At 61.7% G+C, this 22,287-nt stretch carries 27 protein-coding genes and 1 pseudogene; 16 read left to right on the top strand and 12 right to left on the bottom strand.

What is annotated here, in order from left to right; all coding sequences use genetic code 11:
• Together AC54T3_RS12175 and AC54T3_RS12170 are read left to right on the top strand one after the other, a co-directional pair.
• Positions 1-241, top strand: a pseudogene (locus tag AC54T3_RS12175) (hypothetical protein); the annotation flags it as partial.
• Positions 238-987, top strand: a complete 750-nt coding sequence (locus AC54T3_RS12170) for a proteasome-type protease (RefSeq protein ID WP_496625074.1) — start codon at positions 238-240, stop codon at positions 985-987. The pseudogene AC54T3_RS12175 and the gene AC54T3_RS12170, both read left to right, overlap by 4 nt.
• Here the strand turns inward: AC54T3_RS12170 and AC54T3_RS12165 are convergent.
• Entirely contained in the window at positions 973-1,314 is a 342-nt protein-coding gene (locus tag AC54T3_RS12165; protein ID WP_496625072.1) for a PH domain-containing protein, read from the bottom strand. The two genes, AC54T3_RS12170 and AC54T3_RS12165, sit on opposite strands and share 15 nt — an antisense overlap.
• Here AC54T3_RS12165 and AC54T3_RS12160 point away from each other — a divergent pair.
• The 3 genes from AC54T3_RS12160 (at position 1,286) to AC54T3_RS12150 (ending at position 2,957) form a co-directional block, all read left to right on the top strand.
• Entirely contained in the window at positions 1,286-1,504 is a 219-nt protein-coding gene (locus AC54T3_RS12160) for a hypothetical protein (RefSeq protein ID WP_496625070.1), read from the top strand. The genes AC54T3_RS12165 and AC54T3_RS12160 overlap by 29 nt on opposite strands.
• 89 nt (positions 1,505-1,593) lie before the next feature.
• Complete coding sequence (locus tag AC54T3_RS12155) at positions 1,594-2,625, top strand: class I fructose-bisphosphate aldolase (protein ID WP_496625069.1); 1,032 nt, start codon at positions 1,594-1,596, stop codon at positions 2,623-2,625.
• Positions 2,626-2,675: 50 nt separating this feature from the next.
• Positions 2,676-2,957 carry a type II toxin-antitoxin system RatA family toxin gene (locus AC54T3_RS12150; RefSeq protein WP_496625068.1) on the top strand — a complete coding sequence of 94 codons (282 nt, stop codon included), beginning with the start codon at positions 2,676-2,678 and terminating at the stop codon, positions 2,955-2,957.
• On the opposite strand, the gene AC54T3_RS12145 is transcribed toward AC54T3_RS12150, so the two are convergent.
• From AC54T3_RS12145 to AC54T3_RS12115, 7 genes are all read right to left on the bottom strand, one after another.
• Entirely contained in the window at positions 2,902-3,231 is a 330-nt protein-coding gene (locus AC54T3_RS12145; protein WP_496625066.1) for a SpoIIAA family protein, read from the bottom strand. The genes AC54T3_RS12150 and AC54T3_RS12145 overlap by 56 nt on opposite strands.
• Positions 3,228-3,578 carry an MBL fold metallo-hydrolase gene (locus AC54T3_RS12140; protein ID WP_496625064.1) on the bottom strand — a complete coding sequence of 117 codons (351 nt, stop codon included), beginning with the start codon at positions 3,576-3,578 and terminating at the stop codon, positions 3,228-3,230. The genes AC54T3_RS12145 and AC54T3_RS12140 overlap by 4 nt, the downstream gene beginning before the upstream one ends.
• On the bottom strand, positions 3,571-4,023 hold the full coding sequence (locus AC54T3_RS12135) for a DUF6691 family protein (protein WP_496625062.1): 453 nt from the start codon (positions 4,021-4,023) through the stop codon (positions 3,571-3,573). The genes AC54T3_RS12140 and AC54T3_RS12135 overlap by 8 nt, the downstream gene beginning before the upstream one ends.
• Positions 4,023-4,451 carry a YeeE/YedE family protein gene (locus tag AC54T3_RS12130; protein WP_496625060.1) on the bottom strand — a complete coding sequence of 143 codons (429 nt, stop codon included), beginning with the start codon at positions 4,449-4,451 and terminating at the stop codon, positions 4,023-4,025. Before AC54T3_RS12130 ends, AC54T3_RS12135 begins: the two co-directional genes overlap by 1 nt.
• Positions 4,452-4,933: 482 nt before the next feature.
• Positions 4,934-5,959: an MBL fold metallo-hydrolase gene (locus AC54T3_RS12125; RefSeq protein ID WP_496625058.1), complete on the bottom strand. Its 1,026-nt coding sequence runs from the start codon at positions 5,957-5,959 to the stop codon at positions 4,934-4,936.
• Complete coding sequence (locus AC54T3_RS12120) at positions 5,943-6,434, bottom strand: DsrE family protein (RefSeq protein WP_496625057.1); 492 nt, start codon at positions 6,432-6,434, stop codon at positions 5,943-5,945. Before AC54T3_RS12120 ends, AC54T3_RS12125 begins: the two co-directional genes overlap by 17 nt.
• 209 nt (positions 6,435-6,643) lie before the next feature.
• A complete protein-coding gene (locus tag AC54T3_RS12115; RefSeq protein WP_496625056.1) occupies positions 6,644-8,824 on the bottom strand; it encodes a hypothetical protein in 2,181 nt (726 codons plus the stop codon).
• A 191-nt stretch (positions 8,825-9,015) separates the two neighbouring features.
• Here AC54T3_RS12115 and AC54T3_RS12110 point away from each other — a divergent pair, with 191 nt between their 5' ends.
• The 8 genes from AC54T3_RS12110 (at position 9,016) to AC54T3_RS12075 (ending at position 15,924) form a co-directional block, all read left to right on the top strand.
• Positions 9,016-9,564, top strand: coding sequence for a Uma2 family endonuclease (locus AC54T3_RS12110; RefSeq protein WP_496625054.1), 549 nt, complete (start codon positions 9,016-9,018; stop codon positions 9,562-9,564).
• Between the two features lie 275 nt (positions 9,565-9,839).
• The gene (locus tag AC54T3_RS12105) at positions 9,840-11,102 is read left to right on the top strand and encodes a hypothetical protein (RefSeq protein WP_496625052.1); all 1,263 of its coding nucleotides are present in this window, start codon (positions 9,840-9,842) and stop codon (positions 11,100-11,102) included.
• Positions 11,103-11,173: 71 nt separating this feature from the next.
• Complete coding sequence (locus tag AC54T3_RS12100) at positions 11,174-12,187, top strand: hypothetical protein (RefSeq protein WP_496625051.1); 1,014 nt, start codon at positions 11,174-11,176, stop codon at positions 12,185-12,187.
• Positions 12,188-12,576: 389 nt separating this feature from the next.
• Positions 12,577-13,434, top strand: coding sequence for a PD-(D/E)XK nuclease family protein (locus AC54T3_RS12095; protein WP_496625049.1), 858 nt, complete (start codon positions 12,577-12,579; stop codon positions 13,432-13,434).
• Positions 13,376-13,699, top strand: coding sequence for a type II toxin-antitoxin system TacA family antitoxin (locus tag AC54T3_RS12090; protein ID WP_496625047.1), 324 nt, complete (start codon positions 13,376-13,378; stop codon positions 13,697-13,699). The genes AC54T3_RS12095 and AC54T3_RS12090 overlap by 59 nt, the downstream gene beginning before the upstream one ends.
• Positions 13,700-13,719: 20 nt before the next feature.
• Positions 13,720-14,154, top strand: coding sequence for a GNAT family N-acetyltransferase (locus AC54T3_RS12085; RefSeq protein ID WP_496625045.1), 435 nt, complete (start codon positions 13,720-13,722; stop codon positions 14,152-14,154).
• A gap of 241 nt (positions 14,155-14,395) precedes the next feature.
• Positions 14,396-15,037, top strand: a complete 642-nt coding sequence (locus AC54T3_RS12080) for a class I SAM-dependent methyltransferase (RefSeq protein WP_496625043.1) — start codon at positions 14,396-14,398, stop codon at positions 15,035-15,037.
• A complete protein-coding gene (locus tag AC54T3_RS12075; protein WP_496625042.1) occupies positions 15,019-15,924 on the top strand; it encodes a hypothetical protein in 906 nt (301 codons plus the stop codon). Before AC54T3_RS12080 ends, AC54T3_RS12075 begins: the two co-directional genes overlap by 19 nt.
• Here AC54T3_RS12075 and AC54T3_RS12070 read toward each other — a convergent pair.
• Positions 15,921-16,871, bottom strand: a complete 951-nt coding sequence (locus AC54T3_RS12070) for a glycosyltransferase family 2 protein (protein ID WP_496625040.1) — start codon at positions 16,869-16,871, stop codon at positions 15,921-15,923. The genes AC54T3_RS12075 and AC54T3_RS12070 overlap by 4 nt on opposite strands.
• 2 nt (positions 16,872-16,873) lie before the next feature.
• Entirely contained in the window at positions 16,874-17,749 is an 876-nt protein-coding gene (locus tag AC54T3_RS12065) for a transglycosylase SLT domain-containing protein (protein WP_496625039.1), read from the bottom strand.
• Between the two features lie 186 nt (positions 17,750-17,935).
• Between AC54T3_RS12065 and AC54T3_RS12060 the strand changes: the two genes are divergently transcribed.
• Positions 17,936-18,895, top strand: a complete 960-nt coding sequence (locus AC54T3_RS12060) for a glycosyltransferase (RefSeq protein WP_496625037.1) — start codon at positions 17,936-17,938, stop codon at positions 18,893-18,895.
• Here the strand turns inward: AC54T3_RS12060 and AC54T3_RS12055 are convergent.
• Positions 18,871-19,554, bottom strand: a complete 684-nt coding sequence (locus AC54T3_RS12055; protein WP_496625036.1) for a hypothetical protein — start codon at positions 19,552-19,554, stop codon at positions 18,871-18,873. The two genes, AC54T3_RS12060 and AC54T3_RS12055, sit on opposite strands and share 25 nt — an antisense overlap.
• A gap of 55 nt (positions 19,555-19,609) precedes the next feature.
• On the bottom strand, positions 19,610-20,581 hold the full coding sequence (locus AC54T3_RS12050) for a hypothetical protein (protein WP_496625034.1): 972 nt from the start codon (positions 20,579-20,581) through the stop codon (positions 19,610-19,612).
• 208 nt (positions 20,582-20,789) lie between these two features.
• Here AC54T3_RS12050 and ssb point away from each other — a divergent pair, with 208 nt between their 5' ends.
• Both ssb and rfbD read left to right on the top strand, forming a co-directional pair.
• On the top strand, positions 20,790-21,338 hold the full coding sequence (ssb, locus tag AC54T3_RS12045; RefSeq protein ID WP_496625032.1) for a single-stranded DNA-binding protein: 549 nt from the start codon (positions 20,790-20,792) through the stop codon (positions 21,336-21,338).
• Between the two features lie 3 nt (positions 21,339-21,341).
• Positions 21,342-22,277, top strand: a complete 936-nt coding sequence (gene rfbD, locus AC54T3_RS12040) for a dTDP-4-dehydrorhamnose reductase (RefSeq protein ID WP_496625030.1) — start codon at positions 21,342-21,344, stop codon at positions 22,275-22,277.
• Positions 22,278-22,287: the final 10 nt, after the last annotated feature.

Raw genomic sequence — 22,287 nt, 5'->3', positions numbered from 1 at the left:
GCCTTTCCTCGGCGGAAAAGGGGCTTGGCTGAAGAAGCTTGCTAATCAGGTGCCGCTTTGCGACGAAGTGCCGCCAGATCGCTATCGAGACCATGCACTGACGGGAGACTGGAGCGATCATCGCGACTGCCACGGGATGACGATCATAGATCATCCGCCGACGCTTGACGTCGAGCGGAAGTCCGAATGGCCTAAACTACCGCTGATGGCACCTTCGACGATTGAGATTGCACCAACATGACCTACTGCCTCGGACTCGCCGTCAACGCCGGCTTGGTGCTGGCCTCCGACTCGCGCACCAACGCGGGCGTCGATTATGTGACCAGTGTGAGCAAACTGCATGTGTTCCAGCCGGCTCCAGACCGACTGTTTGTTTTGCTCTCCGCCGGCAACCTGGCCTCGACCCAGGAGGTGTTGAACCTTATCCGCCGCGATCTCGATCAGCCGCCGTCTGGGCTCAATCTGATGTCGGCCAATTATCTGTTCGAGGCCGCCGACTATGTGGGTAAGGTCAACCTCGCGGTGCAGTGCGACCGCGGCCCAGCGCTTGCCGCCCATGGTGTCAGCGCTGAGACGACGCTGATCCTGGGGGGGCAGATCGCCGGGCAGCCGCCGGGGCTGTTCCTGATCTACCCTCAGGGCAACTACTTTGCCGCCTCGCCCGAGACCCCCTATCTGCAGATCGGTGAGAACAAGTACGGCAAGCCCGCTTTAGACCGCATTGCCCGACCAGAGCTGTCACTAGAGGATGCCGCGCGGCTTTGCCTGGTCTCACTCGAAGGCACCTCCCGCTCCAACGTCACGGTTGGCCCGCCGTTCGAGATCGCGCTCTATCCTCGGGATAGCCTTGCGCTGAGTTATCGGCTCAAGCTGCCACAGGACTCGCCGCTGCTCGCCCAGGTTTCTCAGAGCTGGAATGCGGGTCTGCGCAGGGCCTTTGAGCAACTGCCGCAGTTCGATTGGGAAGACCAGTCAACGAGACCTTGATTCTGAGCCAGCGTCGAGTGTGGTCAACAGCGCGCTTGATGAACTTCGTGCGATTATCGTTGCCGAGCAGGCCGAGCAAGAGCAAGCAGAGACCAGCTCGCTGGCCCCCGAGGCCCAGACCTTCAATTCGGCATCCAGATCGAAATGCCCGGCAGTCTCGACCGAGAAGCGGGTGATCGCCTTATAGGGGATCGACAGGTACTCGACCTTCTTACCCATTAGCCCCTGCTTGTCGATCAGCAGCAACCGCGCATTGGTGAAGATGAACTGATCGCGGATGACCTTGAAGGCGACCTCGATGGTCTCCTCGGCGAAGGATCGGCTCAAGCTCTCCAAGGCACCGAAGCCCTCGCGCGGCTTCTATCAGCTCATCAAGGATATCAAGCTTCCGGCCGGGGCATTGGCACCGGCAGCCGGGCCAAAACCACCAGGCCCCATCACCCCCGCAGGCTTGGACCGTCTCGGCACAGCCTATCGCCTTGCCGGCAAGCAGCCGCTTGAGACCTTCTGCGGTTGAATTCCCGGTCCGCTTCCTCAGGGTCGTTGTGGTCGGGAACTTGCAGGCTCTCGATTTCATTTCTCGCAAACCCCTTCGGAGGTTCAACGATGACTTTGAACGCCCTACGTCAGACCGCTGAAGCGATGGTCAAGCCCGGTCAGGGCATCCTGGCCATGGACGAGAGCACGCCCACCGTCGGCAAGCGGCTAAAGGCGGTTGGCGTCGACAACAGCGAGGACAACCGGATCGCCTACCGCACGCTCCTGCTTGGCACCCCCGGACTCGGCGAGTACATCAGCGGCGCCATCCTCTACGACGAGACCATCCGTCAGTCGACGACCGACGGCGAGCCGTTTCGGTCCCTGATGCAACGCCAAGGCATCATGGCCGGGATCAAGGTCGATACCGGCGCCAAGGAGCTCGCACTGAACGCCGGCGAGAAGGTGACCGAAGGCTTGGACGGGCTGCGCGAGCGCCTGGAGGAGTACGTTGGATTCGGCGCGAAGTTCTGTAAGTGGCGCGCCGTGATCACCATCGACGAGGGCAAGCCGAGCCGCGCTTGCGTCGAGGCCAATGCCCATGCGCTGGCGCGCTATGCGGCCTTGTGCCAGGAGGCCGGATTGGTGCCGATCGTTGAACCGGAGGTGCTGATCACCGGCGCTCATACCATTGAGACCAGCTACGAGGTCACGGTCGAGACCCAGCGCCAGGTGTTCGAGCAGCTCTACCGGCAAGGCGTCCAGTTCGAGGGCATGATCCTGAAGCCGAGCATGGTCATCTCCGGGACCGATTGTCCGCAGCGTGCGGGCGTCCAGCAGGTCGCCGAAGAGACCTTGCGCTGCCTGCAGCAGACAGTACCAGCTGCGGTGCCCGGCATCGCCTTCCTGTCCGGTGGCCAGGGCGACGAGCAAGCGACCCAGCACCTCAACGCGATGAATCAGATGGCCACCAAGCGATCGCTGCCTTGGCATCTGACCTTCTCGTATGCACGGGCACTGCAGAACCAGGTGCTCGAGACCTGGCGGGGCGATGCCGCGAAGGCCGAGCAGGCCAGCCAGGCCTTGCTGCAGCGGGCCAAGCTCAACTCGCTCGCGAGCATCGGCGAGTACGCGGCGGACATGGAACGGCAAGCGGTCTAAGTCTGTCACTCTACTGCACTTGCTCCACTGCACCGGGCGAGGCCAACATCATGCCAAGCTTTACTGTCCGAGAGACCCTGTGCCACCCGCGTCCGGCTGTCTTTGATCTCGTGGCGGACATCGAACGCTACCCGGAATTCGTCCCGGGTTGGAAGGAGGCGCGCATCCTGTGGGAGCAAGAGAACCGCCGCTCTGTGGAGCAGGCCGTAGGCGTCCACGCCTTTGTCTGGCGGTTTCGTACCGACGCGGTGCTGGAACGCCCGCACCAGATTCGCATCAAGGGCGAGCTTGGGCCAGCCAGGTCCGAGCAACCTCCAGCTCGGGACGTTTGAAGTGCTTGATCTCGGCCTTTAGCAGCGGGTTCAGCATGTTGACATAGGCGCCAATCCAACCCTGATCGGCGACCACGGCGACATGGGTGATGTCGCTCAGGTGCTCGAAGCCGAATTTCACGTCGTCCCAAAGCTTGTTCCATGGGATCGGTGGCGTATCCAGCTCGCCGATGTTCTCCAGCACGCGGATGCGGCCATGGCGCTCGATGGAGCGCTCGAAGGCGGCGAGGGCATCGTCGAACTCCTGCGCCGTTAAGGAGCCGGAGACCGTCATCTCGACGATGTTGCATCGGCCTCCTCTGCCAGCACGTGAATCAAGGGCTGGTAGCCAGGCATCGTCGCACGGCCGAGTAGCGCCCCTAGGCCGTTAACATGGTCGTCATGGCCATGAGTGATCAGGATGTCGGTCAGACATAGCTCGGCCTCGCAAAGCACCTGCATGATCGGCTCCGCATCCCATCCGGGGTCGACGACCGCAGCGCGGCCGCTCTCGCGATCAGCGATGACATGGACCAGGTTCTGCATCGGGCCGAGCCGCAGGCTCTGGACCTGGTGGCACGCGCCGGAGCGGCGCTCCTCGGGGACGGCACTGCGCGGCAGCAACGGGCGCCGGTCATCCATCGCTTATGGCCCCCGTGGGTGTCCGGATCTCGGCGAGCAGATCCACCGTGCGATGGGCATACATCCCGGTCACCATGGCGGTGAAGAAGATCAGCGCCTCGGGATGGCCGCTGACCAGCGCGGTCATGGCCGGGCCGGGGCACAGGCCGACCAGCCCCCAACCGATGCCGAACAGGCCGGCGCCGAGAAGAAGCCGTTGATCGATGTCGGTGCGGGTCGGGATGTGGAACTTGGTATCGAAGAGCGGGCTCGAGAGCCGCTGGATCCACCGGTAGCAGAGCAGGTAGACGCCCGCAGAGCCGGCCATGACGAGGATAAGGCTCGGATCCCAGTCGCCGCCGAGATCGAGGAAGCCGATGACCTTTTGCGGCAGCGTCATGCCCGATACGCCGAGGCCGATTGCGAACAGGGTGCCGGAGAGGAAGACCGCGAGATAGCCGAGCATCAGAATCCCTCCCAGACATGTCGCACCAGCGTAGCGGTCGTGATCGCGAAGCCGATGAAGACCGTGCTCGCCACCAGCGATCTTGGTGCTAGCCGACCCACTCCGCAGACGCCATGCCCGCTGGTGCAGCCGGTGCCGATGCGCGTGCCGATGCCGACCAGAAAGCCACCGAGGATGATGGTGGAATCGGAGACGTCGAAGCGCAGATCCATCGCGGCCGGGTGCAGCAGCAGAATCAGGGTTGCCCCGGTGATGAGCCCAGCCAGAAAGATTGCCCGCCAGAGGGTGTCGTCCTTTTGCGGCCTGAGCACGCCGCCCATGATGCCGCTGATGCCGCAGATGCGGCCGTTGAAGTACAGCAGTGCGATGGCGGCGAAACCGATGAGCACCCCGCCGATGGTCGACAGGACCGGTGTGAAGTCTTCCACTTGAGGGATCTCCGTTTAGCGGAACTTGCTAAGCAAGCGAGCAATTACCGGGCCAGCGTCGGAAAGTCAGCGGCCGGCAATTGCGAGACGTCCTAGCCAGCATGGCCGACCGTCCTGTCGTCTCATCTGGCGGCTGATCGGTCGTGGGGCAAAACCACCTGTCAATGGTGGATATAAGCAATCGTTGTGGGAGGTGGTTGCGGCCAGGTCAGGCAGGGGGGAGGGTTTGCGGCGGGTCTGACGGCTGGATGTCATGCGGAATGCACCCAAGAGAACGAGCGCGCCACGCCGCTGGTCGGCGAGGCGAACCGTCTGCGTGCCGCAGTGCTGCGCATGACCAGCCGCGCCAGTTCTGGCCACGCGACCTCGTCGCTGTCCTGCGCCGATCTGGTGACGCGGCCTTGTTCTTCCACGAGATGCGCACGGTCCACACCGCCCTGGAGGCGAGCGCGCGGCTGCGCGAGCAGGGATTCCCTCGGCCGTCACTGCAGCGACCTGGACTCCTGTTCCAGGTAGACGCGATAGGCGTTGCTGCGGTGACTGGCGTCGAACGCGGGCATGTTCGCGTATTTGGACCAATCCGCGTCGGCGTAGGCCTGCTCGAAGGGCACAAAGTCCTCCACAGCCGCAGACATCTGGTCCTTGAGATCGGCAATGTAGCCTCGGGTGAATGCCACCGCCTGTTGCGGTTGGTCGGAGGCGGCACCGTGACCAGGAATAATGGTGCGGATCTCGTCGTCCATCGCAGCAATGGCGTCGAGGCCGTTCAGCCATTGCTCGATATCGGTCTCCGGACTGTCGAGGAACGGGATGCGGCCGGAGTAGATCACGTCACCGCTGAACACCACGCCATAGTCCTCGACGGTCATCGCCGAGTCGCCGGGCGCGTGGGCCGGGCCCATGTGCCTGACCTCGAAGTTGATCCCGCCTCGTTGGAAGCGAACCGCCCGCTCGAACACGACGTCGGGCGGAACGATATAGGTGTCCTCGTCCACCCAGGGGAACAGCGCCTCACGGCGCTGTGTGAGCCGCTGCTGGGCGGCCTCGCCTTGGCTCGCACGGGTGCCGCCGATGTAGTCGAGCGCATTCGTTTGCGCCCAGACCTCGGGGTCGCTGCCGTGCTCCTCGAAGGCCTGGAGCCCGTAGATGTGGTCCGCGTGGTAATGGCTGATGACGATGCGCACGACAGGCTGGTCAGTCACCTCCCGGATTCGCTGCAGCAGCCGATAGCCAAGCGCCGGCGTCCCGAGTGCGTCAAACACCACCACGCCTTCGTTCGTGACTACAAATCCGGCATTCGAGGTGTGGCCTTCGTTGACGGCGTCCGGTACACCCGAGTGCCCGACGACGTAGTAGACCGGGCTGTCAGGGACCTGCCGCAGCTCGAACGGCAGGCTCACCGGGCCGTAGGGCGTTTCCACCGGCTCGGCCGCGATCAGCGGACCGGCAGCGCCGGCGGTGCCGAGCGCGAAGGCAATGATCCGCATCGCATCAACGCATGTACGCATAACCTTCCTCCCGCTGCAGCTCGATCAGTTCGGCGTCGGCCATTGGCACCATCTTCACGAAGCCGTGAATATCGTCGGGCTCGAACCCGTGCGCCTGCGCGGCCTGCGTGCACATCCGGAACTCGATCGGTCCAGCCAGGGTGAGGCTCTGCGCCCGTCGCATCAGCTCCTCGTTGTCGCCCAGGTTGGCGATTGCAAAGAACGGGATTTCGCCGCCGTGCAGCACGACCACGATCGAGGCGCGAAACGGGTCGGCGCCGTACAGAGTGTTCAGATAGCTGACGCGGTCGAGGACGCCCTCGAGTGCCGTGCGCTCGGCGACCGCAATGTCGTAGACCACCTTCTGCGGCGCATAGCTTGCATCGCTGGGACTCGCTTTTCCCCAAGGCGCATCCGCAGCGACCGCCGCGCCCAGAGGCAGCGACAGAACCGCCGTAAACAGCCACAGTCTAGCCACCGATCCGATCTCGACCATAGGGTTCCTCCTCCGAGTCTGGTTCTGGCAGTCATCGGCTGCGCCTGAGAGCTGCGACGCTGCCGCGATGCTGCTTGAGCAAGTGAAGCATAGATCGGACCAGACCGCGATCTGCACGGTGGTTGCCGATCAGGCTGAACATATCATGGCGACCCGGCGGAGCGACGCTGGCTCACCCCATCAAGGAGCGCTATCGATGTCAACGTCGACTACGTTGATCCCCTCTGGCATCCCTGGTCTGGACAATGTCTTGCAGGGCGGACTGCGGCCGGGCCATGGCCGAGCAGGCCGCCGAGTTGATCGATGGGTACCGTGCGCGCTGGGAGATTGAGCTGTTGTTTTTGGTCCTCAAGGAGGGCTGCTGCGTCGAGACCCTCATGCAGCAGCCGCGCAGTGCCTGCATGCGGGATCTCGACCAGCCAATCCGGGGTCTCGCCGGCGCGCAGTTGGTCGTAGAACAGAGTGATGCCGTCGCGCCGTTCATGGGTGGCGACCGGGTCGTGCGGGCAGACCAGTAGCAGGTCGACGCCGCGCCGCTCGATGACCTTTCGGGCCGTCTCGGCGTCGCGAAAGAAGATCTGTGTGCCGGCCTCGATGCCGCTGTCGTTGCGGTGATAGGGCGCGGCCAAGACCTGATGCGGGGTCAGCCAGAGGAGCGGCGCGCCCAGGTTGACCGGCGCGGCGATCAGCAGGGGCGCTTGTGTTTGCCACGGCGGCTGATTCAGTTGCTCGGCGATGGCGCGCAGGTCGCAGGTTTCATCGGCGCTTGGGCCCGTCTCGCCGTTTGCGTCAGCCTCACCGCCGGAGCCGCCGGCCTTGGTCAGCGCCGCGCTGTCGGCGCTGTCGGCGGATGAGTCGCTGATCCTGGTCACCGTCAGCGTGACGGCGAGCGGCAGCAGTGCGACCACCACCGCCGGCCCGGCCCGGCGCAGCAGGCGCGGCAGCAGGCGCCGCGTCTCGCCGATGCGCGCGCCCACCGCCGCTGCCCACCAGGTCAGCGCCAGCCCGGCATAGAGGTTGGCGAGCGCGGCACCGCGCAGTTGCCAGCCCATCAGCAGCAGTCCGCCGGCAATCAACAGCGTGAGCCCGAGCCAGCGCGTGCGGGTGCGACGCGGGCCGACCCGACTGCGCCAGGCGCTCAGTAGCAGCGCCAGCAGCGGCAGGACGATGAACGAGCTGGCGGTGGCGGGTCGTTCCCGGAGTGCCTTCAGCAGCGGCTGCGCCTCGCTGACGCGCGCGACCAGTTGCGCCGACGGCTCGGCGAGACCGGCATAGGGTCCGCTGGCGCAATGCGGGATCAGCGCGTAGAGCAGGCCGAGCAGGAGCAGGGCGAGGGGGACGGCGAGGAGCAGCCGTGTCTGCATGAGGCCGAGGTGTTTGAATCTGTGTCTGCTGCGCGCCAGCCAGTGTTCGACGGCGAGTGCGCCGAGGCCGAACAAGGCCACCGCCGCCGCCAGCGCGACGCTGACCCAGGAGAAGGCATCGCAGGCGGTTGAGTCGCGCGCCCCCGGCGCCAGCGCCAGCGGGATGAGCGCGAGTGTGGTCGCGGTGAGCGCCAGCCCATAGCGCGCCAGCTGTTCGGCACCACGGCGTCCATGCCGCAGCCAGCCAAGGCCGAGCAGGGCGGCACCGAAGGCGACTGGCGGGATCGCCTCGGCGCCGATCCAGAGCCCGAGCGCGCCGGCGACCCCGGCCAGCGGTGCCAACCAGGGCGCTGGCGTGCGCTGGGCCAGTCGATGGGTCGATTGCGCACCCGATTGCATGTCCTGGTGCATGTCCTGATGTGTGCCCGTTTGCGCGTCCGGTTGCCTACCGAGCCGCGTGCCAAGCCGCGCATCGAGCAGAGCGAGGATGCGCAGCAAGGCGCCGGCGCTGAGCGTTGCCAACAGCAGTTGCCAGCCATGATGATCGACACGCCCGGCGGCGAAATCCGCCAGCGGTATATTGAGCGCGATCGCGACCAGCCCAGCAAACAGCAGCTCCTTGCGTCCGGTAAACGGCCGCGCGGCCCAGACGAAAGCGGCAAAGAAGGCGACCCCGAGCAGCGCCGGCACCAGATGGGCCGCAAGCAATGCGGCACGCTCGGCGCCGAGCAGCGGTTCGCTCAACCTGATGACCGCAGCCAGCGGTAGATCCGGCAACCGCGACCAGTGCATGTCGACCCCGGCGGGCGGATTCAGCCGGGGCTGATGCAGATCGTACCAAGCGCTGGTCTCCAGCCAGCGCTGCACCTGCAACATCCGCATGATGTCGTCGGAATCCTTGAACGGTAGCCCCTCGATGATCGGCGCCGCCCCGGCGCGCCAGAGGCAGAGGGCGAAGACCAGGACGGCTAGGATCAGCAGGAGGATGCGGTGAAGGCGGGTCGAGGCGGCAGATATGGAAGACATGGAGGCTCGAAGCACTGAGAATTTGCCAGGGGATTGGTAGCGGGCTGCTAGAATAGCCGCCTTACCGCTAAGGCTGCGAGGCTCGGCCTCCAAAAGCCAATATCTGAGCAAGTCACAGGTGTTCCATGCCGCAAGCACAGGCCCTGCTAGACCGGTCCGTTCCTCCGCGTTTCGAAGCCGACGAGCGTCGCGTGCTGATCAAGCCCTGTTCTTGGGAGCGCTACCAGCAGCTCTCGGCCCTGTTTCCAGACAACAAGTCCGTGCGCCTGACCTATGTCGACGGAGTGCTCGAAATCATGTCGCCGGTTGGCGAGCGCCATGAGCGCCATAAGACAACGCTCGGTTACTTTGTCGAAGCCTACTGTCAGCGCAAAGGCCAGCGCTACTACGGACGCGGTGGATTTACGCTGGAGCAGCCAGCGTTTGCCGCTGGAGAGCCGGATGAGTCCTACTGCTTCGGGCAGGACAAACCCGTACCCGACCTGGTGATCGAGGTGGTGATCACCAGCGATGCACTGAGCAAACTCCCTCTGTATCGGGCCAAGGGCATCGCGGAGGTATGGATCTGTCGTGATGGCCATCTGCAGATCCATGTCTTGACCGCTGAGGGATACGCCGTGGCGGCAAGCAGTCAATTGTTGCCCGGCCTTGATGCTGAAGTCATTGATCGCTGTCTTGCGATTCCGGACCAGTACGATGCGGTGCTGGCTTTTCGTCGGATGATTGAGGATAGGGGTTAGAGTCAGCCCTTTTAAGGTGGCGAAATGTGTCCAGCTGCAAGCCCCTGATTTTTCTTCGAAGTGCTTGTAGGAGATCGCTGGATTCGATGGCTGTAAGATCCACTCTGATATCGTAACCGGCTGATCTTAAATGTTGTTTTTATGCACCTTAAAAGGGCTGGGGTTAGAGTCAATGTCTGCTGCGCTCTGGCTATTCGAGTTTACGCTCGTGGAAGATGTCGATACTTACTTGCAAGGCGAACAGTATAGCGACATTCGCCACGAAGCAGAGCGTAATGTCCACCATGCGTCGTAAACTACCGCTGGAAAAGCGATTTAACCTGCTAGCTTGGGTTTCCAAGGCTTCATCCCTGCGATTTTTTCTTTCGATTTTTTTTCCGCTAATAATTATTTACGGACTAACAGCAAGTTGGCAATTGCCGGTCAACGGGGATGCCTTGACAAATACAGTCACGGCTTGGCATATAGGGAACAGGGGGACTGTTTATCTTTCTGGTTATGAGCATTTGACTAAGCAGCCCTTTCATGGGCCTTTTGGTTACTATGTAAAAGCACCTAAAGGGACAGTGTCTCAGTATCCTCCAGGCGCCGCTTTATTAGCCTTTCCAGCATATATAATAGCACAAGGAGAATTGCAAGAATTCAATTTGAAGAATCCTTCTTGGCCTGAAATTGAAGGCGTTTCTTTACTCTTGCCTCCTTTGTGGCCTGCAACACTAACAGCAGTGCTTTCAGTCGCAGCTGCTATTGCGATCCTTGGTTTGATATTTCGTATCCAAGGTCAGCCGCAAGAAGCTTGGAGTGGTGCTTGGATCGCTGGCCTCGGAACAAGTGCATGGTCAGTTGCTTCGGATGCGCTTTGGCAGCATGGGCCAGCAATGTTTTGGATTGCTTTAGGCGTTTTTTTCAGCAGTCGAAAGAATTATTGGGCTTCGGGGTTTTCCTTTGGTGCAGCTCTGTTGACAAGACCCCATACAGCATTTATTCCAGCGTGTCTTGGTATCGCCTGCGGTATCTCGAAACGTTCGGTTCGTCCGATTGTCGGCATTGGTTTTGGGTCGGCTTTAGGTCTCTGTTTGCTTCTTTTTTATAATGCGTTAATATTTGATGGCTTTTCTATATCAGGGGGGTATGGTAATTCTTTTCAGGATAGACTTGTCTCGTTTGATTGGCAGGTTTTATTTTTTAATATCATAGGTGGATTGCTTGATCCTCGCGTGGGCTTTCTGATATGGTCTCCTTTTTTGGTCGTTCTTCTACCTGGTTTGCGTGCGGCATGGCAAAACAGTGATCCTTGGGTACGTGGGGCTTCGGTCGGCGGCTTAATCTATCTTTTATTACAATACAAAATGAATCGCTACTTGCCTGATTTTATTCCCTATCGTTATCCGCTAGAGGCTCTTACTGCTTCGGCGCCACTGTGGTTTGCGGCTTATCGCTATTGGCTGAAAGACTCCAGCTCGATCTTGCACCGACTTTGGCCTAAGGCGGTGGTGCTTGCAATCGGAATACAGGGCGTGGCGGTTTGGCTGTTTTAAGCCATCAGCAACGAACCAAGTCGAATCTAGCAATTCGCTATGCCTCCTGGCCATCGCGTCTTGCGCGAGCGGTGCTACTAACCCTGCTATTGGCGATTGCCTATGGCTTTGTCATCGATGTTCCCTCGGTGGCGGAAAGCGATGATGGCGGCCAAATGCTCGAGGCCGATCGCGGCGATGTTGCGCTCTACCGCGCGGTGGTTGAACGGATGCAAACCGGGGACTCTTTCTATTCGGCGACGGGCGCCGAACAGCCCGTGCGTCGGTATCCAACCACCCCCTTCGTCACTTGGCGTTTGCCAACGACCGCAACGGTGATCGCGACGCTGGGAGAGCAGTGGGCGGGCAAGCTGCTGCAAGCGCTGGCGGTGATCACGGTGCTGCTCTGGCTCTGGGTGTTGATTCGTGCCGGCTTTCAGCGTTGGACAGTGCTCGCAGCTGGCTTGTTGCTCGGCACGGGCGTGACCATGGCCTTGCCCATGCCGGCACCTTCGCTGTATCTGCACGAGACCTGGGCCGGGGTTTTGATCGCGTTGTCCTTGGCGTTGCGCCACTCCGCATGGCCGCTAGCGGTGCTGAGCGGGTTCGCGGCGCTGGCTTTTCGCGAGCATGCCTTGGCATTCGTGGCGGTGATGGGATTTTGTGCGTTGCTTGAGGGACAGCGCCGCGAAACGCTCGCCTGGGGCGCGGCGATCCTGGCCTTTATGCTTTATCTTGTCGTCCATGCTTGGGAAGTCTCCGAGCATGTCGGGCCGGATGCGCTGGCGAGTAGTGGCTGGCTGGTGTTCGGCGGTTGGCGGTTCGTGCTGGAAACCGCGCAATGGAATGTCGTTGTGCTGATACTCGGCCCTTGGCTGGCGGTGATTGCACTGCCGCTGGCGCTGCTTGGAGCGGGCGCTTGGCGGCATCCGCTGGGCAACCGGTTGAGGTTGACGGTCGCGCTCTACACGCTGGCCTTCATGATTGCCGGGCGACCCGATAACGACTACTGGGGTATCCTTTCCGCGCCCTTGATCGCACTGAGCCTGGCCTTTGCGCCCGCTGGGTTGCGAGGGCTTTGGCTGGCGGCGCGCGGTCGCGCCTAGGGCGGCTGTGGAGCGGCCTCGCGGCTGCACGGACTGCCTCGGCGCCGCTGTGGTTCGCGGCTTATCTCTACTGGCTGAAGGATCTATGGCAGCGGCCAGTGTTGCGATTCATATTCAAGATAACTGTCTTGATGGCGGTTGGGCTACAAGGCATAGCGATTTGGCTATTCTGAGCCCTGAGGTGAGAGTCAGCTCAGCCAACAACCGCGAAGTCGATCCGGTCATAGACTTCAGCCAGCACCAACTCACAGCCGATGCTCGGTAACGGGTATGAGGCTCGGCTGTCCCGCTGCTCATCGCGAAGCGCTCACCGTTCTCCCCTACTTGCAGGCATCCGCCGGTGCTACCCTAGGGCCATTGTCTGATTCTGGATCAACCTGGAGTAGCCGATGACGACGCTCGAATCACTCAAGGAGACCGTCAAGCGCGAGTTGCCCACATGGCTCGAATCCGATCCTGCATTTCGCGAAGCCATCCTCAGTCTGACCGCCAACCTTTACAGCCGCCGCGACGAGACCAACGATTGGTTCCATCAAACGCTGGAGGAAATGCGCCGAGAGCGTGAACGCCAAGACGCACTCTGGCGAAAGAACGACGAACGCCTCGAGCGCGAGCGCCAGGAAGCCGAACGCAAGTGGGAAGCCAAGCAGGCAGAGCTGCAAGCGTTGCGAGAGGAGCAGAACCGCAAGTGGGAAGCGAGCCAGGCAGAGCTGCAAGCGTTGCGAGAGGAACAGAACCGCAAGTGGGAAGAGCAGAACCGCAAGTGGGAAGAGCAGAACCGCAAGTGGGAAGTCAACCAAGCGGAGCTAAAAGGTCTCCATGAGGAAAGCCTTGCGCTGGGTAAACGCATCGACCGCAGCATCGGTGCCCTAGGCGCGCGCTGGGGATTGCGCTCGGAGAAAGCCTTTCGCGACGCACTGGCCGGCATCCTGGAAAAGACCTTTGGTGTCGAGGTGCTCAATGTGAGCGAATACGATGACAACGGCGAGGTTTTCGGTCGTCCGGACCAAATCGAGATCGATGTCCTCATCAAAAATGGTCTGCTTATCCTGTGTGAGCTTAAATCCTCTATCGACAAAGCCGGGATGTATATTTTCGAGCGCAAGGCCCGGTTCTACGAGCGGCGGCACGAGCGTCAGGCCAACCGTCTCATCGTCATCTCACCGATGATCGACAGCCGCGCTCAAGATGTCGCCCGGCGCCTGGGAATCGAAACTTACGGCGAGCCCGAAGAAGTGTCTAGCTGACCGATCTTCCCGTCTAGGCCTGAGTGCCAACCCCGAGCAGGAGACAGTGCTGCGCCGTGCTGCCGAAGTGGCCCACAAATCGCTGACGGATTTTATTCTCGATGCTGCCTACCAGGCCGCAGAGCAGACCTTGCTGGATCAACGTCTGTTCATGGTTTCGGGCAGTCAATACCAGGCACTCTTGCAAATGTTGGATCGCCCCGAGACGGACAATCCGGGCCTGGAGGATCTGTTTTCTCGCCGTCCGGTCTGGGTCGACACTTGAATGTGTCGGCGCCTCAGCCGTTGAGTGCAACGCATCGGCTGGCGGCATTCGATTGCGGTCAGCCCGCCCTCACGCATTGGCTGCTGCAGCATGCGCGCCAGGCGCAAGGTAGCGGTTCGGCGAGAACCTTTGTGGCTTGTGATCAGGATCGGGTGGCTGGCTACTACAGTCTGACCTTTGGTCAGATCGATACGCTGGAAGCCTCAGAGCGCATTCGTCGCGGGATGGGGCAGTACCCGATACCGCTGGTTATTCTAGCGAGGCTCGCGGTGGATTTGGATGACCAGAAGCGGGGTCTGGGTTACAGTCTGCTGCAGGACGCCATCATGCGTACGATCGCCGTTGCCGAACACGCCGGAATTCGAGCGCTACTGACACACCCTGTCGATGCTCGGCCGATGCGTTTTATCGCCGTTTTGGTTTCGAGCCGACGCCATTGCAAGATCGGCAACTGATCTTGCTGCTCAAGGACGCGCGCCGATTTGTTCGCAAGCTCGTTAATGGCTAAGTAGCGTGATCTGCTTTCGGCGGTACCGGCGCTGTGCTCAGCAAAAACGTCAAGCCCCACGCGCTGATGGTTGATCAGCAAGTACGGATTTTGAGGTTAGTGGATCGGTCGATCTTCTGAGGCCACCCACAGGGATCGGAAAAGAGCCACATTTTTTTGATCGTTAGTTGAACTAAAAGGGCTTACTTGTGAACATAAAGATTGCCGGTGGCATCGAAGAAAGTGGCATCGCAATTGGTAATACCTATGACAAATACAGCACAAGTAATCCCATAGTCAAATGGATAATGAAAGGCTTTGAGGACACCTTGTCCGAATTTGTAGCCAAAGCTTCGCCTGAATCGATACATGAAATTGGCTGTGGCGAAGGTTATTGGGTATTGCGATGGAATGATCAAGGTTTGTCATCCAGAGGCAGCGACTTCTCAATCAGTGTTATCGAGATTGCACGCACTAATGCAGAGAGCTGTGGTTTTCCGCCATCGATTTTTAAAGTTGCCAGCATCTACGATCTTGATACAGCCAAAGATGCAGCAGACCTGATAGTTTGTTGCGAGGTAATTGAGCATTTGGAGCATCCGGAAGCTGGGTTGAAGGCATTGCAGCGAGTCGCGAGAAAGTATTTGATTCTCAGTGTGCCGCAAGAGCCTCTCTGGTGTGCACTCAATCTTGCGAGAGGCAAATATATCAGGCGTTTGGGTAATACCCCCGGACATATACAACATTGGACTAGAAAGGGTTTTTTTGAGCTGGTTTCACAGTATTTCGATGTTATTGAAGCAAGAAGTCCACTGCCCTGGACGATGCTGTTATGTCGTCCGCACCACTGATCGAGACCCAGTCGTTACGGCGTGCTTTGCATTGGGTTGGGAGTGGCTTGGCGTTAATAAGCCTCGTGTTCGTCGCATTTCGGCTTCAGTCTTACTGGCTCGACCTCGATTTTTCCAGGTTTGGGTCGTCAGCGTGGGGTCAAATTTCTGGATTTGCTCTGATCTCTGGGTTAGCTAATTTTTTGCTTGCCTTGGCTTGGTGGCATCTGTTAGTCCACTTAGGTGCTTCGGTGACGCGCATCAACGCGTTCAGAATCTATGGCATTTCACAGCTGGCCAAGTACATACCAGGGAATATTTTTCACCTTGCCGGGAGGCAGGCGCTTGGCATGGCTACCGGCATGGCGGCTGGGGTTCTGGCTAAATCTATCATTTTGGAACTTGGCACATTGGCCGTTGCTGGAAGCTTGCTTAGCCTGTTGCTACTGCCAGTTGTGTTGCCAGATTTTCTAGAGTTGGAAGTTGTGTTCCTTCTCGTTGGCTCTGTCACATTGATAACGGCTCTATCAATAAATTGCGTTGGTCGCCAGCCTGTGTGGACGTTTGGGTGGCAAATGCTCTTTTTAGTTATTTCTGGAGCCATATTTGTTGCCTCGCTTGATCTGATTGCCGACGCTGAGGGTTTGTCATTTCGTTACTGGCTGATAATCGGATCTGCTTACATTGCTGCCTGGTTGGTTGGTTTGCTGACCCCTGGGGCTCCAGCAGGTTTAGGTGTTCGTGAATTGATACTGCTACTATTGCTTAAGGGGCTTGTGGCTGAGGCTGATTTAATCCTAGCTATCCTGCTCGGTCGTTTAGTAACAGTTGTTGGTGATCTGCTGTTCTTTGTGACCGCGTCTTGGATTTCAGCAAAAACGTATAAGATTAAAGCTGGTCATGCCTAATAACCCCTGTTGCGCAGTTGCCAGACCCCAGCACGAAAACGAATATCCTCCAATAACTTCCGATTCGCCGCCAGCAAATCGGCGAGAAAGGCGACCAAGAGTGTCTGAAAGCCCATCCCAAGCAGCACGGCGGCGAGGATCAGCGACTGCACATGCCCGGAGCCGCTGCCGCTGAGGTAGAACCCGAGAAAGCGCAACCCGATCAGGAAACCGAGGCCGAAGAGCAAAGCCCCAATGCTGGCGAAGAACCGAAACGGCCGGTAGATGACGAAGATGCGGACGATGGTGACCATGCTGCGCCAAACGTAGGAGGGGATGCTGCGCAGCAGCCGCGAGGGGCGCAGGTCGGGATTGACGCGCACTGGCACCGTGGCGATGGCCATCTGGCGATGGCCGGCCTGGACGATGGTCTCGAGGGTATAAGTGTAGTTGTTGAACACGATCAGACGCTGGGCGGCGGTGCGGCTGATGGCGCGAAAGCCGCTGGTGGCATCGTCCACTTGGGTGCCGCTGGCCAGGCGCACGATCAAGCTACCGAGCCGTTGCAGGCGTTTTTTCAGCGGCGAGAAGTGGGCGATCTGCTCGATTGGTCGGCTGCCGATGACTAGCTCGGCCTCGCCGGCGAGCACTGGGGCGGTGAGGGCGGGGATATCGCGGGCATCGTATTGGTTATCGGCGTCGGTGTTGACGATGACGTCGGCGCCTTGGCGCAGGCAGGCGCTGAGGCCGCTGCTGAAGGCGCGCGCGAGGCCAAGGTTACGGCTGTGGCGCACGATGTGGTCGACGCCGCAGCGCTGTGCGACCTGCACGGTCTGGTCCTGGCTGCCGTCGTCGATGATGAGCCATTCGACGTGTTCGAAGCCGGGCACTTGGCGCGGCAGGGCGTCGAGGGTGAGGCCAAGGGTCTCGGCCTCGTTGTAGCAGGGGATCTGGATGATGAGTTTCAAGATCAGCGTTGTGCCCGGTCGCGGGCCTCGGCAGTGACAGGAGTGGCGTCGAGCCGCGCGGTGATGCGCTTGACGTAGGCTTGGGTCTCGGGATAGGGCGGGATGCCGCCATGGCGGCGGACGGCACCTTCGCCCGCATTGTAGCCGGCGAGGGCCAGCTCGCGGTCGCCGTCGAAATGATCCAGCAGCCAGCGCAGGTAGGCCATGCCGCCGCGCATGTTCTGCACCGGGTCCCAGATGTCCTGGACGCCGAACCGCTCGGCGGTGGCTGGAATCAGTTGCATGAGCCCGCGCGCATCCTTGGGTGAGTGGGCGGTGGGGTCGAAATTGGACTCGGCCTGGATCAACGCTAGCACCAGCTCGGGATCGAGCCGGAAGTTGGGCGCGAGTTGGCGGACCAGTGCGATGATATCGGCGCGGGCGAGCTTGCGGACCTGAAACCCGGCCGGTGTTTGGGTTGCCGGGGACGCGTTGGCGCTATCGGTGTTGCCCGGAGGTGGCAGGCGGCGTTCCACGAGCGCGTCGGTGAGCAGACAGCGCGGCTGCTCGGTTAGTGGGCGATCGAGCGCCCTGAGCCGGCGCAGTTGCGATTCCGCTTGTGGATATCCAGCGGCGTGCGCGCTTTGGAACCAGGCGGCGGCCATGACTTCGTCGACGGCGCCAAGGCGCCCGCTGGCATAGAGCCAGCCGAGATGAAAACCCGCCTCGCCCAGGCCGAGATCGGCAGCCTGGCAATAGAAGGTCAGGGCTTGGTCGAGCTGTTGCGGGGCGCCGACGCCGTGCTCGAAGCGTTTGCCTTGCGCGATCAACTGGCGCGCCTCGGCGGTCTCTTCGGCGGTGGCGGCGCGGACTAGCCCAGCGGGTGGAAGGGCGAGCATGAGTCCCAGCCCGAGGAGCCTCAGCCGCGAAATGCGATTTGCCGACAGTGTCACTGCTGCATCCTGATCCCAAATCAGTGTTAATGAGCGTATCACGTTCATTCTGGATGATGCGGTCCGTCGCTTCTGTCCCGAACATCTAAGGTTGAGTCCATGTCTGATCCCACTGAGCCTGATTCTACTGTCATGGCGTCGTCACTGCGGCCCGACCTGCGGGTGGCGGTGTTGATCCCGTGCCTGAATGAAGAGGCTTCGATTACAACTGTTGTGCGTGATTTTCGCGCTCTGTTGCCGGCGGCGAGCGTCTATGTCTATGACAATCAGTCCTCGGATCGGACCGCAGCGGTCGCAGCCGAGGCGGGGGCGATCGTCCGCCACGAGGAGCGCCGGGGGAAGGGGCATGTGGTCTGCCGGATGTTCAGTGAGATCGAGGCGGATCTCTATCTCTTGGTCGACGGCGATGGCACCTATGATGCGGCGAGCGCGCCAATGCTGATCGAGCAGCTGATCGCAGAACGGCTGGATATGGTCTGCGGCGCCCGCGTCGAGCGTGGCGAGGATGCCTATCGGCGCGGGCATCGTTTGGGCAATCAGGTGTTGACGGGGTTGATCGCGGCGCTCTTCGGTAATCGCTTCCGCGACCTGCTGACCGGCTATCGGGTCTTTACGCGGCGGTTCGTGAAGTCGTTTCCCGCGCTGTCGGACGGTTTCGAGATCGAGACCCAGCTCAGTGTGCATGCGTTGCAGATGCGCCTGCGGGTGGCCGAGCTGGAGACGCCCTATTACGCGCGCCCGGCGCATTCACCGAGTAAATTGCGCACTGTTCGCGATGGGCTGCGCATCTTGCGCACGATTGGCCTGCTGGTGAAGGAAGAACGGCCGCTGTGGTTCTTTTCGGTCCTGTTCGCACTGCTCGCGAGCGGCTCGATCCTGCTCGCGGTGCCGATCGTGATCGAGTTCATGCAGACGGGATTGGTGCCGCGTTTCCCGACTGCGATTCTGGCCACGGGGATGATGCTGCTCGGGTTCTTACTGCTCACCAGCGGCTTGGTGCTCGACTCGGTGGCGCAGGGTCGGCGGGAGCTGAAACGCCTGCATTATTTGGCCTTGCCGGACGCTGTTCAACGCGACCGGCCGCAGCCCTGATTGCTGCAGCGCACCATGATAGGGGTCTGGTTGGTGCAAAAGACGCGATGGAGTTCTTCGCGGCGGTTGCTGCTGACCAGGGTGGCGCCCTGATCGTCGAGCATGCAGCCAGCGGCTCTTGCGTAGCGCTCGGCATAGTAGGCCCAGAGTCCGACCGGGGTCTCGTTGAAGCTCGGTTCGATGGCGGGGGCAGTGAGCGCGGCCTCCGGAAAGGTTGGGCTGGTCTGGAGATAGCGTTGCCAGCGTTGCTGCAGCGAGCGCAGGGCGTCTTGCAGGTTGTCGTGGTAGAGGCGGGTGACGTCGGCGCGCCATTCACGCGCGCTGCCGCGCCACCAGCGTTCCTCGGCCTGGATCGAGACCCGGGTTCCGCCGGCCAGTTGCTCGAGGTCGGTGCGGATGCGCAAGTGGGTGGTCTCGGGGGGCGCGGCTCCGGGCGGGCCGTCGCTGGCGGGTTGTTCCAACGGGGTCTCGAAGATGATGCGGTCAGCCGTGCTCTCGATGAGCGTCCAGCCGCGCGCGAGGGCGGTGTCGAGGGCGAGGGCCTTGACGCGGGCTACGGTGGAGTTGCCGATCAGGACGCTGGGGCCGGCGCTCGCGGCTGTGGCCGCGCTGGGGGCGATAAGCAGGAGGGCCAGGAGCAGGGGACTGAGCGCTTTCATGCCGCAGGGTTTGTGGCTGGGGGCTGGGAGCGATGCTTGGGCCCTGGAGGCCAGGTTAGGGACGAGCCCGGCAGACGCCGCCCTGACAGCTGAGTATCAGTCTGCCGCCGTCGGTGCATTGGATCTCGTAGAACTCGAAGGCCGGCGTGGCCCTGAGCATCACGGCGCCGCGTTCATCGGGCTCACAGCCGCGCTCGCGGGCCGAGGCCTCGGCATAGAAGGTCCAGAGTCCGCGCGGGGAGGGGTTGTCGAGCACCAGCATCTCGTTGGGTTCGCTGGTCTCGGCGGCTGCGAACTCGTCTCGAATCCGGCCGGCCGGGCGTCGCAAGGCGGGCTGCTCGAGCGTCACCGAGGAGGCTGGCGCGGGCGCGGCAGCTGGTGCATCAGTACGCGTATGAGCGCCGGTTTCTCCGGTTTCGGCACTGGCTCCGGCTCCGGTGGGCGCATCCTGTGTGGGCTCGGTGGGAATCTCGGGCAGCGCATTGGTGCTGGCCTCGGCGATGACCACGGCATCGGGATCGGGCGGCAGCGGGATCTCGGAGGCGATACGGGTGCGATTCTCGAGCCAGGCGTTGGCGAGGGCGTTCAGCGAGATCAGCAGGGCGTCTTCGTAGTCGCTGGTGTAGTCGATGCGGCGTTCGGTTTCGGTGCCGGGATTGACCACTACATAAGCGCTCAAGCCGACGAGCACATCGCGGCCGCGCTCGCTCAGCCGGGTCTCGACTTGCAGTCTGGGTGTGCTGGGATGGCCCTCGGGGTTGAGCATGCGGGTCTGTGGTGAGTCCGGCGGCAGAGGGCGTTCGAGCAAAAAACGGCGCTCGCCGGCCTCGATGATCCGCCAACCTTTACTGCGCGCCATGCCCATCGCCAGCAGCCGCGCTTCCTCGACGCCAGGGCCTGGTAGCTGGATCTCCGGCCCAACCGCTCCGACGCTGGCCTCGCTGCTCTGGCGAGGGGGCTGCGAGGCGCAGCCGCCGATGAGCAGACTGGCGCAAACAAGGAGACCATAGTAAACGCACTGCTTCACATCGCGCTCCGGGTGTTATCGTGCCACCGGATGCTAGCACAGTGCGGCGCGCCTGCAGACGGAGACGAGCGGCAAACAGGCGCACGTGTTGCTGGAGTGCGGTAAGTGCAGTGGACCAACTGGCGCGGTGGACAAGCCCGCGCCCCTTTGGGCACCATTGAAGCTTCGATTGAAGACTCGATAGCTCGACCCTTTTGGAGTGAATGCGATGGCAGGTGGCGGCGTCAATAAGGTGATCCTGATCGGCAACCTGGGCGTGGACCCCGAGGTGCGCTATATGCCCAGTGGCAGCGCGGTCGCTAACCTACGCATCGCAACCAGCGAGAGCTGGCGCGACAAGACGACCGGCGAGCCGCAGGAGCGCACCGAATGGCACCGGGTCGCCCTCTTCGGCAAACTCGCCGAGATTGCCGGGCAGTATCTGCGCAAGGGCTCCAAGGTCTATATCGAGGGCAAGCTGCGCACGCGCAAATGGCAAGGGCAGGATGGCCAAGACCGCTACACCACGGAAATCGTGGTGGATATCAACGGCTCGATGCAGATGCTCGATGGGCGTGGCGGCGCTGGTGGCGGCGAAGCCAGCTATGGTCGTGCCGCAGCGCCCACTGCGGCATCCAGTGCGTCGGCCCCTGAGCGCGGTGAGGATGCGCCCGCCGCCAGTCCGAGCTTCGACAATCAAGCCTCCGCCGGTCAAGCCCCCAGCAGTCGAGCCCCGACCGGCTCAGACACCGATTTCGATGACGATATTCCGTTTTGAGCCATGACCGATACCCCCCGCATCCTCCTCATTGGCTCCGACGGACAAGTCGGCTGGGAACTGCGCCGGACCCTCGCGCCCGTTGGTCAGGTCATTGCCGCCTCGTTCGATGGTGCGGACGGGCCAGCGGTGGATCTGACCGATTCGGCATCGCTGCGCCGGCTGTTCCACGAGACCGCGCCGGATGCCGTGGTCAATGCCGCCGCCTACACGGCTGTCGACAGGGCCGAGAGCGAGCCCGAGCGCGCGCAGGCCATCAATGCCGATGCGCTGGCACTGATGGCGGAACTCTGCACCGCGCCCCGCATCCCGGTGATTCATTATTCGACCGACTTCGTCTTCTCCGGCATCACCAATCACCCCTATCGCGAGGAGGATCCGGCCGAGCCCAGGAGTGTCTACGGCCGCACCAAGCTCGCTGGCGAGCAGGCGCTGCTGCACTCCGGCGCGCCGGCCTTGGTGTTTCGCACCGCTTGGGTGTATGGCGTGCGCGGCAGTAATTTTCTGCTGACCATGTTGAATCTCTTTCGCGAACGGACCGAGCTGCGCATCGTCGATGACCAGATCGGCACCCCGACCTGGAGCCGCATGCTGGCCGAGGTGACCGCTCAGATCACCTATCGCGTCTTCCATGGCAGCCTCGATATCGAGCAGATCAAGGGGCTCTATCATGTGACCGGGGGTGGGGCGACCTCCTGGTTCGGTTTCGCCGAGGCGATTCGCGAGGCCACCGGCAGTCAGTGCCGGCTCACGCCGATCCCAACCAGCGAATACCCGGCACCCGCGCCGCGTCCAGCCTATTCGGTGCTCGACACCGGGCGTTTCCGCAAGACCTTTGGGCTGGCCCTGCCGGATTGGCGGCAGTCGCTCGCGCTGTGTCTCGCGGATCTGCGCGAGCAGCGCTCATCGGCTCCTGCGGCTAGGCAATCGTCCGTCTAACATCCGTGAC

The sequence above is a fragment of the Halochromatium sp. NSM3 genome, from assembly GCF_059621085.1.
This window is presented reverse-complemented; position numbering and strand designations above follow the sequence as displayed.